Annotated in this window: 11 protein-coding genes; 7 read left to right on the forward strand and 4 right to left on the reverse strand. The window is 73.6% G+C overall.

Annotated elements, in window-relative coordinates; translation table 11 throughout:
• Positions 1-198 precede the first annotated feature (198 nt).
• Positions 199-2,880 carry a bifunctional acetate--CoA ligase family protein/GNAT family N-acetyltransferase gene (locus tag N1F89_RS10595; protein ID WP_290083924.1) on the forward strand — a complete coding sequence of 894 codons (2,682 nt, stop codon included), beginning with the start codon at positions 199-201 and terminating at the stop codon, positions 2,878-2,880.
• Here N1F89_RS10595 and N1F89_RS10600 read toward each other — a convergent pair.
• Both N1F89_RS10600 and N1F89_RS10605 read right to left on the reverse strand, forming a co-directional pair.
• Complete coding sequence (locus tag N1F89_RS10600; RefSeq protein WP_290083925.1) at positions 2,873-4,453, reverse strand: bifunctional aminoglycoside phosphotransferase/ATP-binding protein; 1,581 nt, start codon at positions 4,451-4,453, stop codon at positions 2,873-2,875. The two genes, N1F89_RS10595 and N1F89_RS10600, sit on opposite strands and share 8 nt — an antisense overlap.
• 73 nt (positions 4,454-4,526) lie before the next feature.
• The gene (locus N1F89_RS10605; protein ID WP_290083927.1) at positions 4,527-4,913 is read right to left on the reverse strand and encodes a hypothetical protein; all 387 of its coding nucleotides are present in this window, start codon (positions 4,911-4,913) and stop codon (positions 4,527-4,529) included.
• Between the two features lie 171 nt (positions 4,914-5,084).
• Here N1F89_RS10605 and N1F89_RS10610 point away from each other — a divergent pair, with 171 nt between their 5' ends.
• The 3 genes from N1F89_RS10610 (at position 5,085) to N1F89_RS10620 (ending at position 9,031) form a co-directional block, all read left to right on the forward strand.
• Positions 5,085-5,909, forward strand: a complete 825-nt coding sequence (locus tag N1F89_RS10610) for a universal stress protein (RefSeq protein ID WP_290083929.1) — start codon at positions 5,085-5,087, stop codon at positions 5,907-5,909.
• A gap of 64 nt (positions 5,910-5,973) precedes the next feature.
• The gene (locus tag N1F89_RS10615) at positions 5,974-8,646 is read left to right on the forward strand and encodes an HAD-IC family P-type ATPase (protein ID WP_290083930.1); all 2,673 of its coding nucleotides are present in this window, start codon (positions 5,974-5,976) and stop codon (positions 8,644-8,646) included.
• A gap of 55 nt (positions 8,647-8,701) precedes the next feature.
• Positions 8,702-9,031 carry a cytochrome c gene (locus N1F89_RS10620; protein WP_290083932.1) on the forward strand — a complete coding sequence of 110 codons (330 nt, stop codon included), beginning with the start codon at positions 8,702-8,704 and terminating at the stop codon, positions 9,029-9,031.
• A 52-nt stretch (positions 9,032-9,083) separates the two neighbouring features.
• Here the strand turns inward: N1F89_RS10620 and N1F89_RS10625 are convergent, their stop codons facing one another.
• A complete protein-coding gene (locus N1F89_RS10625; RefSeq protein ID WP_290083973.1) occupies positions 9,084-9,743 on the reverse strand; it encodes a response regulator transcription factor in 660 nt (219 codons plus the stop codon).
• Positions 9,744-9,942: 199 nt separating this feature from the next.
• Between N1F89_RS10625 and N1F89_RS10630 the strand changes: the two genes are divergently transcribed.
• Positions 9,943-10,788, forward strand: a complete 846-nt coding sequence (locus N1F89_RS10630; protein ID WP_290083934.1) for a thioesterase family protein — start codon at positions 9,943-9,945, stop codon at positions 10,786-10,788.
• A gap of 132 nt (positions 10,789-10,920) precedes the next feature.
• Here N1F89_RS10630 and N1F89_RS10635 read toward each other — a convergent pair whose 3' ends face one another.
• Positions 10,921-11,382 carry a hypothetical protein gene (locus N1F89_RS10635; protein ID WP_290083935.1) on the reverse strand — a complete coding sequence of 154 codons (462 nt, stop codon included), beginning with the start codon at positions 11,380-11,382 and terminating at the stop codon, positions 10,921-10,923.
• 127 nt (positions 11,383-11,509) lie between these two features.
• On the opposite strand from N1F89_RS10635, the gene N1F89_RS10640 reads away from it, so the two are divergent.
• Together N1F89_RS10640 and N1F89_RS10645 are read left to right on the forward strand one after the other, a co-directional pair.
• Positions 11,510-11,857, forward strand: coding sequence for a DUF952 domain-containing protein (locus N1F89_RS10640; RefSeq protein WP_290083936.1), 348 nt, complete (start codon positions 11,510-11,512; stop codon positions 11,855-11,857).
• A complete protein-coding gene (locus tag N1F89_RS10645; protein WP_290083938.1) occupies positions 11,854-12,945 on the forward strand; it encodes a quinone-dependent dihydroorotate dehydrogenase in 1,092 nt (363 codons plus the stop codon). Before N1F89_RS10640 ends, N1F89_RS10645 begins: the two co-directional genes overlap by 4 nt.
• Positions 12,946-12,957 lie beyond the last annotated feature (12 nt).

The following is a 12,957-nucleotide window of genomic DNA, read 5'->3' on the forward strand; positions in this document are numbered from 1 at the left end:
GGATAGTGTGGCGACGACCGGCGCCGGCCTTCGTCGAACGGACGACACGAATGTCCGGCACGCTGTGCGCGGGCGACGCGGCCGGGCACCGGGCGGGCGCAGCGCCTTGATGCGGGTCAAGGCGGACGGCGCCGGGCGCGGCCATCGGCCGCCCGGACCACGGCGCGGGCGCGGACCAGAGCGAGAGGGCGAGACGGCATGACGATCCGGAACCTGGAATACGCCGCGCGGCCGCAGTCGGTCGCCGTCATCGGCGCCTCGCGGCGCGAGGGCTCGGTCGGCAACATCGTGATGCGCAACATCATCGAGGGCGGCTTTGCCGGCGACATCCTGCCGGTCAATCCGAAATATGGCGAGGTGTGGGGGCGGCCGTGCCATCGCAGCGTCGCGGCGCTGCCCGGGCCGGCCGACCTGGCGGTGATCGCCACGCCGCCCGACACCGTGCCGGGCGTCGTCGCCGCGCTCGGCGAGAAGGGCACGCGGGCGGCCGTCGTCATCACTGCCGGGCTGACGCGCGAGAACGGCCTGCGCCAGGCGATGCTCGATGCCGCGAAGCCCCACATGCTGCGCCTGATCGGCCCCAACACCGTCGGCCTGATCGTGCCGCCGGCGCGGCTCAACGCCAGCTTCGCGCACATGGCGCCGGCCGAGGGCGGGCTGGCGCTGCTGTCGCAGTCGGGCGCCATCGCCACCTCGCTGGTCGACTGGGCGGCGGAGGAGAATGTCGGCTTCTCGCACATCGTGTCGCTCGGCGACATGGCCGACGTCGATGTCGGCGACTATCTCGACATGCTGGCCGGCGACGCGCGCACGCGCGCCATCCTGATGTATCTGGAAAGCATTCCGAACCCGGCCAAGTTCATGTCGGCGGCGCGCGCGGCGGCCCGCATCAAGCCGGTGATCGCCATCAAGTCGGGCCGCCACGAGCAGTCGGCCAGGGCCGCCGCCACCCACACCGGCGCGCTGTCGGGCGCCGACCGGGTGGTCGACGCGGCGCTGATGCGCGCCGGCATCCTGCGCGTCAAGGAGCTGGCGGAGCTGTTCCACGCGGCCGAGATCCTGGCCCGCTTCCGGCCTGTCGAGCACGCCCGGGTCGGCATCGTCACCAATGGCGGCGGCGCCGGCGTGCTCACGCTCGACCGGCTGATCGACCGGGCAGGCGCGCTGGCCGAGCTGTCGGAGACGACGATGGCGACGCTCGACGCCGCGCTGCCGGCCAACTGGTCGCGCGCCAATCCGGTCGACATCATCGGCGACGCGCCGGCCGAGCGCTACGCCCACGCGGTCGCCGCCGTGGCGGCCGATCCCGGCGTCGACGCGCTGCTCGTGCTCAACTGCCCGACCGGGCTCGCCTCGCCGATCGAGGCGGCGGAGGCGGTGGCCGGGCTGGCCAGCAAGGGCACGATCTCCGGCAAGCCGGTGCTGACCTGCTGGCTCGGCGCGGCGACGGCGCGCGGCGGCCGCCACCTCTTGCAGAACGCCGGCGTGGCGAGCTTCGAGACGCCCGACGACGCGGCGACGGCGGTCGGATACCTCTACAACTGGTCGCAGCGCCAGCGCGCCCTGACGCGCGTGCCGTCGAGCGGCACGGCCGATGTCGCCGGCGACCGCGAGCGGGTGCTGGCGATCTTCCGCAAGGCCGCCGCCGAGGGCCGCCGGGTGCTGACCGAGCCGGAGGCCAAGGCCGCCGTCGAGGCCTACGGCATCGCCGTGCCGAAGACGGTGGTGGCGGAGACGCCCGAGGCGGTCGAGGAGGCGGCCGCAACGCTGCTGGCGACCGGCGGACGGCTGGTCGTCAAGCTGGTGTCGAAGGCGATCAGCCACAAGTCCGACGTCGGCGGCGTGGTGCTCGGGCTGGAGACGGCGGCGGCAGCGCGCGAGGCGGCCGAGGCGATCGGCGCGCGCGTCGCCAAGGCGCGGCCCGACGCCGACATCCAGGGCTTCGCCGTGCAGCCGATGGTCGAGCGGCGCCACGCCCACGAGGTCATCGTCGGGCTGAGCCGCGACCCGATCTTCGGCCCGGTCATCCTGTTCGGCGCCGGCGGCACGGCGGTCGAGGTGGTGGCCGACACCGCCGTGGCGCTGCCGCCGCTCGACGACGTGCTGGCCGGCGACGTGATCGACCGCACGCGCATCGGCCGGCTGCTGGCCGGCTACCGCGACCGCGCGCCGGCCGACCGGGCGGCGCTGCTGCGCACGCTCAACGCGGTGTCGCGGATGATCGTCGACCTGCCCTGCCTGGCCTCGATGGACATCAACCCGCTAATCGCCGACGCCAACGGCGTGGTGGCGCTCGATGCGCGCATCGAGATCGCGCCCGACGAGATCGACCGGCCGGCGCCGAACCCCGACCTCGCCATCCGGCCCTATCCCGAGGGCTGGGACCAGGCGGTCGAGCTCGACGGCCACCGCTATCTGCTGCGGCCGGTCAAGCCGGCCGACGTGGCGCTCTACCCGCCCTTCGTGGACAAGCTTTCCGCGCACGACATCCGGCTCCGCTTCCTGGCGCCGCGCAAGCATTTTCCCGACCAGATGCTCTTGCGCCTGACGCAGCTCGACTACGCCCGCGACATGGCCTTCGTCGCGCTCGAGGCCGACGGCGGCGCGCTCGCCGGCATCGCCCGGCTGTCCTGCGCCCCGGACGGGCTGACGGCCGAGTACGGCCTGATCGTGCGCACCGACCTGCAGGGCCACGGCCTCGGCTGGGCGCTGCTCGCCAGGCTGATCGACTATGCGCGCGCCACCGGCATCGGCACCATCGAGGGCATGATCCTGAGCGAGAACGTCAAGATGCTGGCGATGTGCCGCGAGTTCGGCTTCAAGCTGTCGCGCCACCCGAACGAACCGGGCCTGTCGCTCGCCCGGCTGACGCTCAACTGACGCCGCGCCGGCCGGCCGGCGCGGCGGCCGCCCCCTCGCCCTCCGGCCGTTCCTCGCCGAGCGCGGCGCGGATCGCCGCGACGCTGTCGGCGACCGGCCGCGCGGCGTCGACAGCCAGCCAGTCGACGGCGCCGGGATCGCGCGCGAGCTGGCGCTCGAGCACGGCGACGGTGGCGTCCGACGGCCCCTTGGCGCGGGCGGCGACGCGGGCGCGCAGCGTCTCGGCCGGCGCGGCGAGCCACACGCCGAGGAAGGCCACGCCGGCCGCCGCGGCCCGGGCGGCGACGGCGGCGCGACGCGCCGGCCGATCGTAGACCGCGTCGGCGACGACGGCGACGCCGTCGGCGGCAAGCGCCGCGGAGCGCCGCGCGAGCGCGTCATAGACCCGCTCGGAGACCTCCGAGCCATAGGCCGCATCGGGCAGCCGCGTCGCGCTCGCAACGCCGTGCATCGCCTTGCGAATGCGGTCGCTCTCGTAAAGCCGCGCGCCGGGCGGCGGGCCGACATGCGGCGCCAGCGCCTCGGCGACGGTCGACTTGCCCGAGCCGCTGAGCCCGCCGATGGCGACGACGCATCCCCGGCCCGGGACGAGCAGCGCCTGCGCCAGCGCGAAATAGGCGCGCGCGGTGCGCGCCAGCCGGCCGTCGGCGTCGCCGCTCTCGTCCGCCTGGGTCGCCGTCACGTGCGCCCGCACGGCCGCGCGCACGGCCATGAAGAAGGGCAGCAGCACGAAGCCGTCCTCGTCGCCGGTGACGTCGAGATAGCGGTTGACGACCAGGCTGGCGAAGGTCGGCAGCTCGCGATGCCACAGGTCCATCAGCAGGAAGGCGAGGTCGTAGAGCGTGTCGACCGTGGCGATGCGGTCATTGAACTCGATGCAGTCGAAGAGCTGCGGCCGCCCCTCGAACAGGCAGATGTTGCGCAGATGCAGGTCGCCGTGGCAGCGCCGCAGGCGGCCGGCCGCCGCGCGCCGGTCGAGGCGCCCGGCATGGCCCTCCAGCGCGCGGCGGAAGCGGGCGTCGAAGGCGGCCACCTCGTCGTCGCCGAACACGCGGCTGGTGGCGAAGCCGGCGGCGTTGATGTCGAGCACGCCCCGCATCACGTCGGCACCGCCCTCGCCCTCGACCACCGGCGCGGCGGCGTGGAAGGCGGCGATCTCCGCGGCCAGCCGGGCCATCAGCGGCGCGTCGAGCCGCCCCTCGCGGGCCATGCGGTCGAACAGCGCGTCCTGGGGAAACCGCGTCATCTCGACGACCGCATCGACCGTCGCGCCGTCGCCGTCGAAGGCCAGCCCGCCGTCGGCCTCGCGCGTGATGCGGCGCACGCCGCGATAGAGCGACGGCGCCGTGCGGCGGTTGAGCGCCACCTCCTTCTCGCACGCCGCCAGCCGCAGCGCCGGCGTCGAGAAGTCGGCATAGGGCAGCAGCACCGCGCGCTTCAGCTTGAAGGCGCGCGCGCCGGCCAGAAAGATGACGGAGATGTGCGTCTCCATCACCTCCACCGCGCCGTCGAGGCCGTGGCTCTCGGGCCGGCGGAGGAAGGCGACGGTCGGCGCCTGGTCCTCGACGATCACGGCGACCTCCTCGATGCTGCCCGAGACAACGCCCGGGCTGCCGCGCGCGGTTCCGCCACGGCGGGCGGACCGCTCAGAGCTTCTCGACCAGGGTGACCTGGAAGGTGTGCATGGCCCCGTCGCTGCGGACCGACACGTACTCGCCCGGCACGAAACGCTCCTCGCCGAGGCGGAAGCCGATCTCGTCGTCGTCCTCGCCCTCGGCATAGTCGAAGTACCAGGTGCCGCCCGGCTTGCGCCGCAGCCTGCCGATCAGGTCCTCCGCGCCCGGCCGGAAGCGGCGCACGCGACAGGCCTCCTGGTGCTTCTTCCACTGCGCGGCGTCGAGCCGGCCCTCGGCGTCGAGCGGCACGACGAGGTCGTAGCCGTCGCCGCGGTCGCCCATCGGGTGGCCCTTCTCGCGCGCCAGTTCCATGCGCACGTGGCGGAAGTCTTCGGTGCGTTCGCTCGCTGCTGACATCGGTGTCGATCCTCGTTTGCGTCCTGCCCAAGCCATAGGCCGGCCGGCGCGCGTCTCCTTGATGCGGATCAAAGGATCGACCGACGCGAGACGGCACAATCCGTGGCGGCCCGTGCCCTTCGGGGCCGGCAGCGCGGCGCGGCCGCACGCTCCATGACAAGGATAGTACCCATGCCCTTCAAGTCTCTTCTGTGTGTGCTCGGCGTCGACCAGTCCGACCGCGACCTCGATCTGGCGCTCGAGCTGGCGCGCGAGGCCGACGCGCATCTGTCGGTGCTGATCGTCGCGCTCGCGCCGCCGCCGCCCGGCGGCGAGTATGCCGCGGTCGCCTCCGACGTGTGGATGCAGGAGCGCGACAACGACCGCGCCGCGCTCGACGCGCGCATGGCCGCCGTGTCCGAGCGGCTCGCCGGGTTCGACGTGTCGAGCGACGTCGACAGCGCCTATCCCGAAAAGAGCCAGGCCGACGACGTGGTCGGCCGGCGGGCGCGCTATGCCGATCTCATCGTCATCGGACCGGAGCTCGCCACGCGCCCCAACCTGAAGACCGCGACGGTGAACGCGGGTCTGTTCGAATCCGGCCGGCCGGTGCTGCTGGTGCCGGAGGGCAAGCGCGCGACGCTCAAGCCCGCCACCGTGCTGGTCGCCTGGGACAGCGGCGTGGAGGCGGCGCGCGCCGTGCGCGAGGCGCTCGACCTGATGGCCGGCGCCACGGACGTGCGCGTGACGATGGTCGATCCGGCCGGCGACGCGCCGGAGCCCGGCGCCGATCTCGCCGCCTATCTGGCGCGCCACGGCGCCAGCGTCGCCGTCGACCGGCTGCCGAGCTGCGGCCACACGGTCGCCGAGGTTCTCACCCAGCATGCCGGCGACCTGTCGGCCGACCTGGTGGTGATGGGCGGCTACGGCCATTCGCGGCTGCGCGAGCGGGTGTTCGGCGGCGTGACGCGCTCGATGGTCGAGGCGCCCGCCGTGCCGGTGCTGATGGCCCGCTGAGGCCCGCCCGCCGGCCGGGCCGGCGCACATGCGGCCGCGAGCGGCCGCGCCGAGACCCCTTGTGATGGAGCGCGCCTTGCTGCACGCCGCCGAACCGTCCGGCATTGCACCGCATGAAGCGGCGGGCCTCGGCGAGGCCGAGGCCCGCGCGCGGCTTGCCAGCGTCGGCCCGAACGCGCTGCCGGAAGCGCCGCCGCCCTCGCTGGTGGCGGTCTTCCTGCGCCAGTTCCTCAGCCCGCTGATCTACATCCTGCTGGCCGCCGCGCTCGTCTCGCTGGCGCTGAGCGACATCAAGGACGCCGTCTTCATCGGCGCGGTGCTGCTGCTCAACGGCGTCATCGGCGCCGGCCAGGAATACTCCGCCGGGCGCGCGGCGGCGGCACTGCGCCAGCTCGAGGAGCCGCAGGCGACGGTGGTGCGCGACGGCCACCAGCGCGTCATCGACGCGCGCGGGCTGGTGCCGGGCGACCTGGTGCTGCTGGAGGCCGGCGCGCGGGTGCCGGCCGACCTGCGCGTCCTGGCGGCGGCGGACCTGCGTTGCGACGAATCGCTGCTGACCGGCGAATCCGAGCCGGTGCGCAAGGCGCCGAGCGACGACGCGGAGGCGCGCGGCGGCCGCGCCTTCGCCGGCTCGATGATCACGCGCGGCCGCGGCCGCGGGCTGGTGACGGCGACCGGCCGCGACACCGAGATGGGCAAGATCGCCGCCCAGATCGCCCGACGCTCGATCATGCAGCCGCCGCTCGTCATCCGCATGGAGCGCTTCTCGCGCACCATCGCGCTGACGGTGGCGGTGGCGATCGCCGCCCTGATGGGCATCGGCCTGCTGCGCGACATGGGGCTGTCGGAGCTGTTCATGATGGCCGTCGGCCTCGCCGTGGCGGCGATTCCGGAAGGCCTGCCGGTCGCCATTTCCGTGGCGCTCGCCATCGGCATGCGGCGCATGGCGCGCGTGCACGTGATCGTGCGCAAGATGCCGGCGATCGAGGCGCTCGGCTCGTGCACGATGATCGCCACCGACAAGACCGGCACGCTGACGCGCAACGAGCTCACCGTCACCGACATCTGCCTGCCCGACGGCACGCTGGTCGACCGCGGCCTTGCCAGCCCCGGCGAGGCGCTGCCGCCCGACGCGCACGAGCCGGCGACGCGCGACCGGCTGGTGGCGCTGCTGCGCGCGGCGACGCTGCCCAACGAGGCGCGGCTGATCGAGGCGGAGGAGGAGACGGTGGGCATCGGAGACACCGTCGACGTGGCGCTGCTCGAGGCGGCGCAGCGCAGCGGCATCGCCGGCGAGATCGGCGCCGACCGCGAGCCGGTCGCACGCATTCCCTACGAGCCGGACCTGCGCTACGCCGCCTCCTTCCACCGCAGCCGCGACCGCGTGCGCGTGTTCGTCAAGGGGGCGCCGGAAACGCTGATCGCCATGGCCGGGCGGATGGCCGACCGCGACGGCGTGGTGCCGGCCGACCGCGAGCGGCTGCTCGCCCAGAAGAGCGCACTCGCCGCGCGCGGCCTGCGCGTGCTCGCCTTCGCCGAGGGCGAGATCGCGACAGAGCCGGACGGCGACTACGGCGAGCACCATCTGGTCGACCTCGTCTTCCTCGGCCTGGCGGGCCTGCGCGATCCCGTTCGCCAGGAGGTGCCGCAGGCGATCGCCGACTGCCACAGCGCCGGCATCGCCGTGGCGATGGTGACCGGCGACGACGCGCGCACGGCCAGCGTGATCGCCGGTCAGGCGGGCCTGGTCTTCGACGACGACCAGGTGGTGACCGGCGAGGCGCTGCGCGCGGCCGAGACCGAGGGCGAGGCGGCGCTCGACGCGCTGACGCGGCGCGCCGTGATCTATGCCCGCGTCGACCCGGCGCAGAAGCTGTCGATCGTCATGTCGATGGCGCGCAACGGCCATTTCGTGGCGGTGACCGGCGACGGCGTCAACGACGCGCCGGCCCTCAAGCACGCCCATGTCGGCGTCGCCATGGGCCGCAAGGGCACCGACGTCGCCAAGGAAAGCGCCGACATCATCATCACCGACGACAATTTCGCTTCGATCGTGCGCGGCATCCTTGAGGGCCGGGTCGCCTACGCCAACATCCGCAAGGTGATCTTCCTGCTGGTGTCGACCGGCGCGGCGGAGGTGGTGCTGTTCCTGCTCGCCATGCCCCTCGGCCTGCCGATGCCGCTCCTGCCGGTGCAGCTCCTGTGGCTCAACCTGGTGGCCAACGGCATCCAGGACGTGGCGCTGGCGACCGAGGGGGCGGAGGGCGACGAGCTCACCTATCCGCCGCGCAAGCCGCGCGAGCCGATCTTCGACCGCCTCATGATCCGCCGCATCTGGCACGCCACGGCGGTGATGGGGGTGGGCAGCTTCGCGGTGTTCTGGTGGCTGACGAGCCAGGGCGTGGCCGAGGACGCGGCGCGCAACCTGGTGCTGCTCCTGTTCGTGCTGTTCTCCAACGTGCACGCCTTCAACAGCCGGTCCGAGCATCACTCGGTGTTCCGCCAGCCGCTTCGCGCCAACCCGTTCCTGGTCGTCGGGGTGCTGACCGCGCAGGGGCTGCACATCGCCGCGATGTACATCCCCTGGCTGAGCGGCATCCTCGGCGTGGCCCCGGTCTCGCTCGCCGAGTGGAGCGCGATGCTCGGCATCGCCTCGCTGCTGCTGGTTGTCATGGAGTTCGAAAAGTGGTGGGACAGGCGCGGCCTGCACCCGGCTGCCGGGCAACAGGCAAGATGAGCAAGGCACGGCGCGGCCCGGGGCGAAGCCGGCCGACAGCGAAGGAGCCGAACCGATGCGCATGATCACGACGCTGGCGCTGGCCGGGCTTGCCGGCGCGCTCGCCGCAGCACCGGCGAGCGCCGAGGAGCCGGCCGACATCGCCTATGGCCGCGCCCTGGTCGAGGAGAACTGCGCGCGCTGCCACGGTGTGGGCACCGACGACGAGAGCGCGCACCCGGACGCGCCGGCGTTCCGCACGCTGGCCGAGCGCTACCCGATCGACGCGCTCGAGGAAGGCTTCGCCGAAGGCATCGTCACCGGCCATCCCGACATGCCGGAGTTCATCGCCTCGCCGGAACAGATCGGCGCCATCATCGCCTATATCGAATCCGTCCAGCGCTGACGTCCGTCCAGCCCCTCGGGACTGCGACGGCGGCGTCGGCGATCGCGCGCGCTCACGCCCCCGTCGCGGCCGGCTCGCTGGCGATCTTGGAAAGCTGGATGACGGCCTGCGTGCGGCTGTCGACGCCGAGCTTCTGCAGGACGGCGGAGACGTGCGCCTTGATCGTCGCCTCCGAGACGCCGAGCTCGTAGGCGATCTGCTTGTTGAGCAGGCCTTCGCCGAGCATCGCCAGAACCCGCGTCTGCTGCGGCGTCAGCGTCTGCAGCCGGCGGATCAGGTCGGAGATCTCCGGGTCGGCCTCGACGCCGAGGTCGAGGTCCTCGGGCGTGTGGATGCCGCCGGCCAGCACCGTCTCCACCGCCTCGCGGATCTTCTCCATGCTGGCCGACTTGGAGATGAAGCCGGAGGCGCCGAGCTCGAGCGCGCGGCGAATCGTCTCGGGATCGTCATGCGCGGAAACGACGACCAGCGGCACCGCCGAGTGCAGCCCGCGCAGCGCCACAAGGCCAGACAGGCCGCTGGCGCCGGGCATGCTGAGATCGAGCAGCACCAGGTCGATCTCGTCATTGTCGGCGACCAGCGCCTTGGTGGCGGCGAAGTCGCCCGCCTCCAGGATCGTGCCGCCCTCGCCCATGCCGGCCAGCGCCTGCCTCAGCGCACCGCGGAACAACGGATGATCGTCGGCAACCACGAAGGTGAAGCCGTTGGCCAAGGCCATCCTCCCCGTTTCCCGCTTTTGCTTGTTGTGAGGGTGCGGGATCGTCTGGCGCGATTATGGAATGATCTCGACGCTTTGCAAGGGTCCGCCGCGACCGCCGGCGGCGCTTGCAACTTCCGCGCGCGCGGATATTCTCGCGCGCGCCGCCGGCCGACCAGGCCGGTCCCGCCAAAGCCGGAGCAGCGACAGCCCCGTGACGGACTTCCGCGAAAGCCACCGTTCCTTCGTCAACACGTGGGAGTGCGACGAGAACGAGCACATGAACGTGCAGTTCTATTTCAAGCGCTTCGACGAGGCGGCGCGCTTCTTCGAGCTGGACTCGGGGCACGGCCGTGCCGACCTGGCGCTGCCGCGCGACCGCCATGTGCGCTACCATGCCGAGCTGCACGCCGGCGCGCTGACGGTGGTGCGCTCGGCGGCGATCGAAGGCGGACCGCTCGACGGCCGGGTCGTGCACCTGATGGAGGACGCCGAGACGGGGCGGCTCGCCGCCACCGCGCTCGACTGGTCGTCCGGCGCCCTCCACCGGCACACGGTGGCCGCCGACGAGGCCGAGGCGGCGCTGCCGCGCGGGCTGCCGGCCGATCCGCTGGCGCCGCTCGCGCCGGACACGGTGCTCGCCATGGGCGGACTGCTGTCGCACCGCTCGATCGTGATGCCCGGCGAATGCGACCGGCGCGGCCGACTTGCCGAGCAGGGCCATATCGGCCGCTTCTCCGACGCCGCAGCCCACGCCTGGAGCCATGCCGGGGTGACCGCCGGCTGGCTGCGCGAGCACGGCCGCGGCCGCGTTGCGGTGGAGATGAAGATCACCCATCACCTGCCGGCCGCCGCCGGCGAGCCGCTGACGCTGCACTCGGCCGTCGAGCGGGCGAGCGACCGCACGGTGATCCTGCACCACATGATCCGCCGGGCGCGCGACGGCGCGGCGGTGGCGAGCGGCGCCGCCGTGGCGCTGATCCTCGACCTGAAGACCAGGCGGGCGACGACGCTGCCGGCCTGGGTCGGCGCGCGCGGTGACGGCGGCGGCGCCGGCTGAGACCGAGCGCCGTCCTGCCTCTCGCGAAACCGCAGATCGGCGCCAAGTCATTGTTCTGACACGTTTCCGCACGGCGAACCGGCATCCACTCCGCCTGGAATCGCTTTAAAAAAATGCGCGGCCCCCGGCCGGTCAGGTCTTCTCCAGGCCCTCGCCGGGGGCGCCGCCTTCGGCCGGCGGGGCGCCGAAGTCGCGCTCCAGGTCGCGCATCACGCCCATGAAGTGGCGCATGAAGCGCTCCATCAGGCCGAGCGTCTGCTCGAACTCCTCCTCGGACGGCAGCGCCTCGCCGCCGTCGGCCGGCGCGCCCTGCTCGAGCGCCGCCAGGCGCTGCTCGAGCGCGTCGAGCCGTCCGTGCAGCGCGTCGATCTCCGCGTCGTAGGCGCGGCGCTCGTCGGCCGCCAGCGTGCACACGAGCTGCTCGCCGCGCATGCGGCAGACCGACATCTCGCCGGTGCGCGTGTCCATGCGCACATAGCCCTCGCCGGACGGCTCGAGGCGGTAGCGCGCGCTGTCCTGCGCCTGCGACGGCCCGGCCAGCGCGAGGCCGGCGGCAAGGGCGGCGACGGGTGCGGCAAAGGCGATGGGGCGCATGGGCGGTCCTCCCGACGGTGGCGTGCGCGAGCACGGGGCAAGACCATGGCAGGCGAATGCGCCGCAAATTGGGTACGGCGCAGCGCAGCGGCTTCCGCCGCCGCCGGCTTGCCGCTATAGCCGGCGCATGACCACGCTCATCTACAAGATCTGCCCCGCCGGCCTGTGGGCGGAGGCCGAGGCGGCCGGCGTCTTCCACGGCGCCGAAATCGACCTGGCCGACGGCTACATCCATTTCTCGACCGCCGGGCAGGTGGCCGAGACGGCGGCCAAGCACTTCGCCGGGCGCGACGACCTGGTGCTGGTCGCGGTCGACGCCGAAGCGCTCGGCGCTGCGCTGCGCTACGAGGTGTCGCGCGGCGGCGCGCTGTTTCCGCACCTCTACGCGCCGCTGCCGCTGGCCGCCGTGAGGCACGTCGCGCCGCTGCCGCTCGGCGCCGACGGGCGGCACCGCTTCGCGGGCCTGATGCCGTGACGGCCGGGCTCGGCGCACTCGGCCGCGGCCTCTTGTTCCGCTTCGATCCGGAAACCGCGCACGGCCTGTCGCTGAAGGCGCTGAAGACGGGGCTGCCGCTCGGCGCGCCGCACCGGGCGAGCGCCCGGCTCGCCACGCGCGTGGCCGGCATCGACTTCGCCAACCCGCTCGGCCTCGCCGCCGGCTACGACAAGAACGCCGAGGTGCCGGACGCGCTGCTGGCGCTCGGCTTCGGCTTCGTGGAATGCGGCACGCTGACGCCGCGGCCGCAGGCCGGCAACCCGCCGCCGCGCATCTTCCGGCTGACGGCCGACCGCGCCGTCATCAACCGGCTCGGCTTCAACAATGACGGCCACGCCGCCGCGCTCGCGCGGCTCGCCGCCCGGCGCGGCCGGCCGGGCATCGTCGGCGTCAACATCGGCGCCAACGCCGACAGCCCCGACCGCGTCGCCGACTACGCGGCCGGCGTGCGCACCTTCGCGCCTCTCGCCAGCTATCTGACCGTCAACATCTCCTCGCCCAACACCGCCGGCTTGCGCGCCCTGCAGGGCGCCGACAGCCTGCCGGCGCTGCTCGCCGCGGTGACGGCGGCGCGCAGCGACGCCACCGAGCCGGGCGCCCGCCCCGTGCCGCTGTTCCTCAAGATCGCGCCCGATCTCGACGAGGCCGGCCTCGACGCCATCGCCGAGGCGGTGCTCGCGGCCGGCATCGAGGGCGTCATCGTGTCGAACACGACGCTGGCGCGGCCGCCGCTCGAAAGCCGCGAGGCCGGCGAGACGGGCGGGCTGTCGGGGGCGCCGCTGTTCCGCCGCGCCACCGCCGTGCTGGCGCGCATGCGCCGGCGCGTCGGCCCGCAGACGGCGCTGGTCGGCGCGGGCGGCGTCGAATCGGTCGACACCGCGCTCGACAAGATCCGCGCCGGCGCCGATCTGGTGCAGCTCTACACCGGCATGATCTTCGCCGGACCCGCCCTGCCCGGCCGCATCGTCGCCGGGCTCGACGCCTACGCCGCGCGCGCCGGGCTCGAACGGCTGTCGGCGCTGCGCGACAGCGCGCTCGACGAGTGGGCGGCCGTGCCGCTCGAGTGAGGCTGCCGGCAG

It is taken from the genome of Aquibium sp. A9E412, from assembly GCF_030398335.1.
Lineage (GTDB): Bacteria > Pseudomonadota > Alphaproteobacteria > Rhizobiales > Rhizobiaceae > A9E412.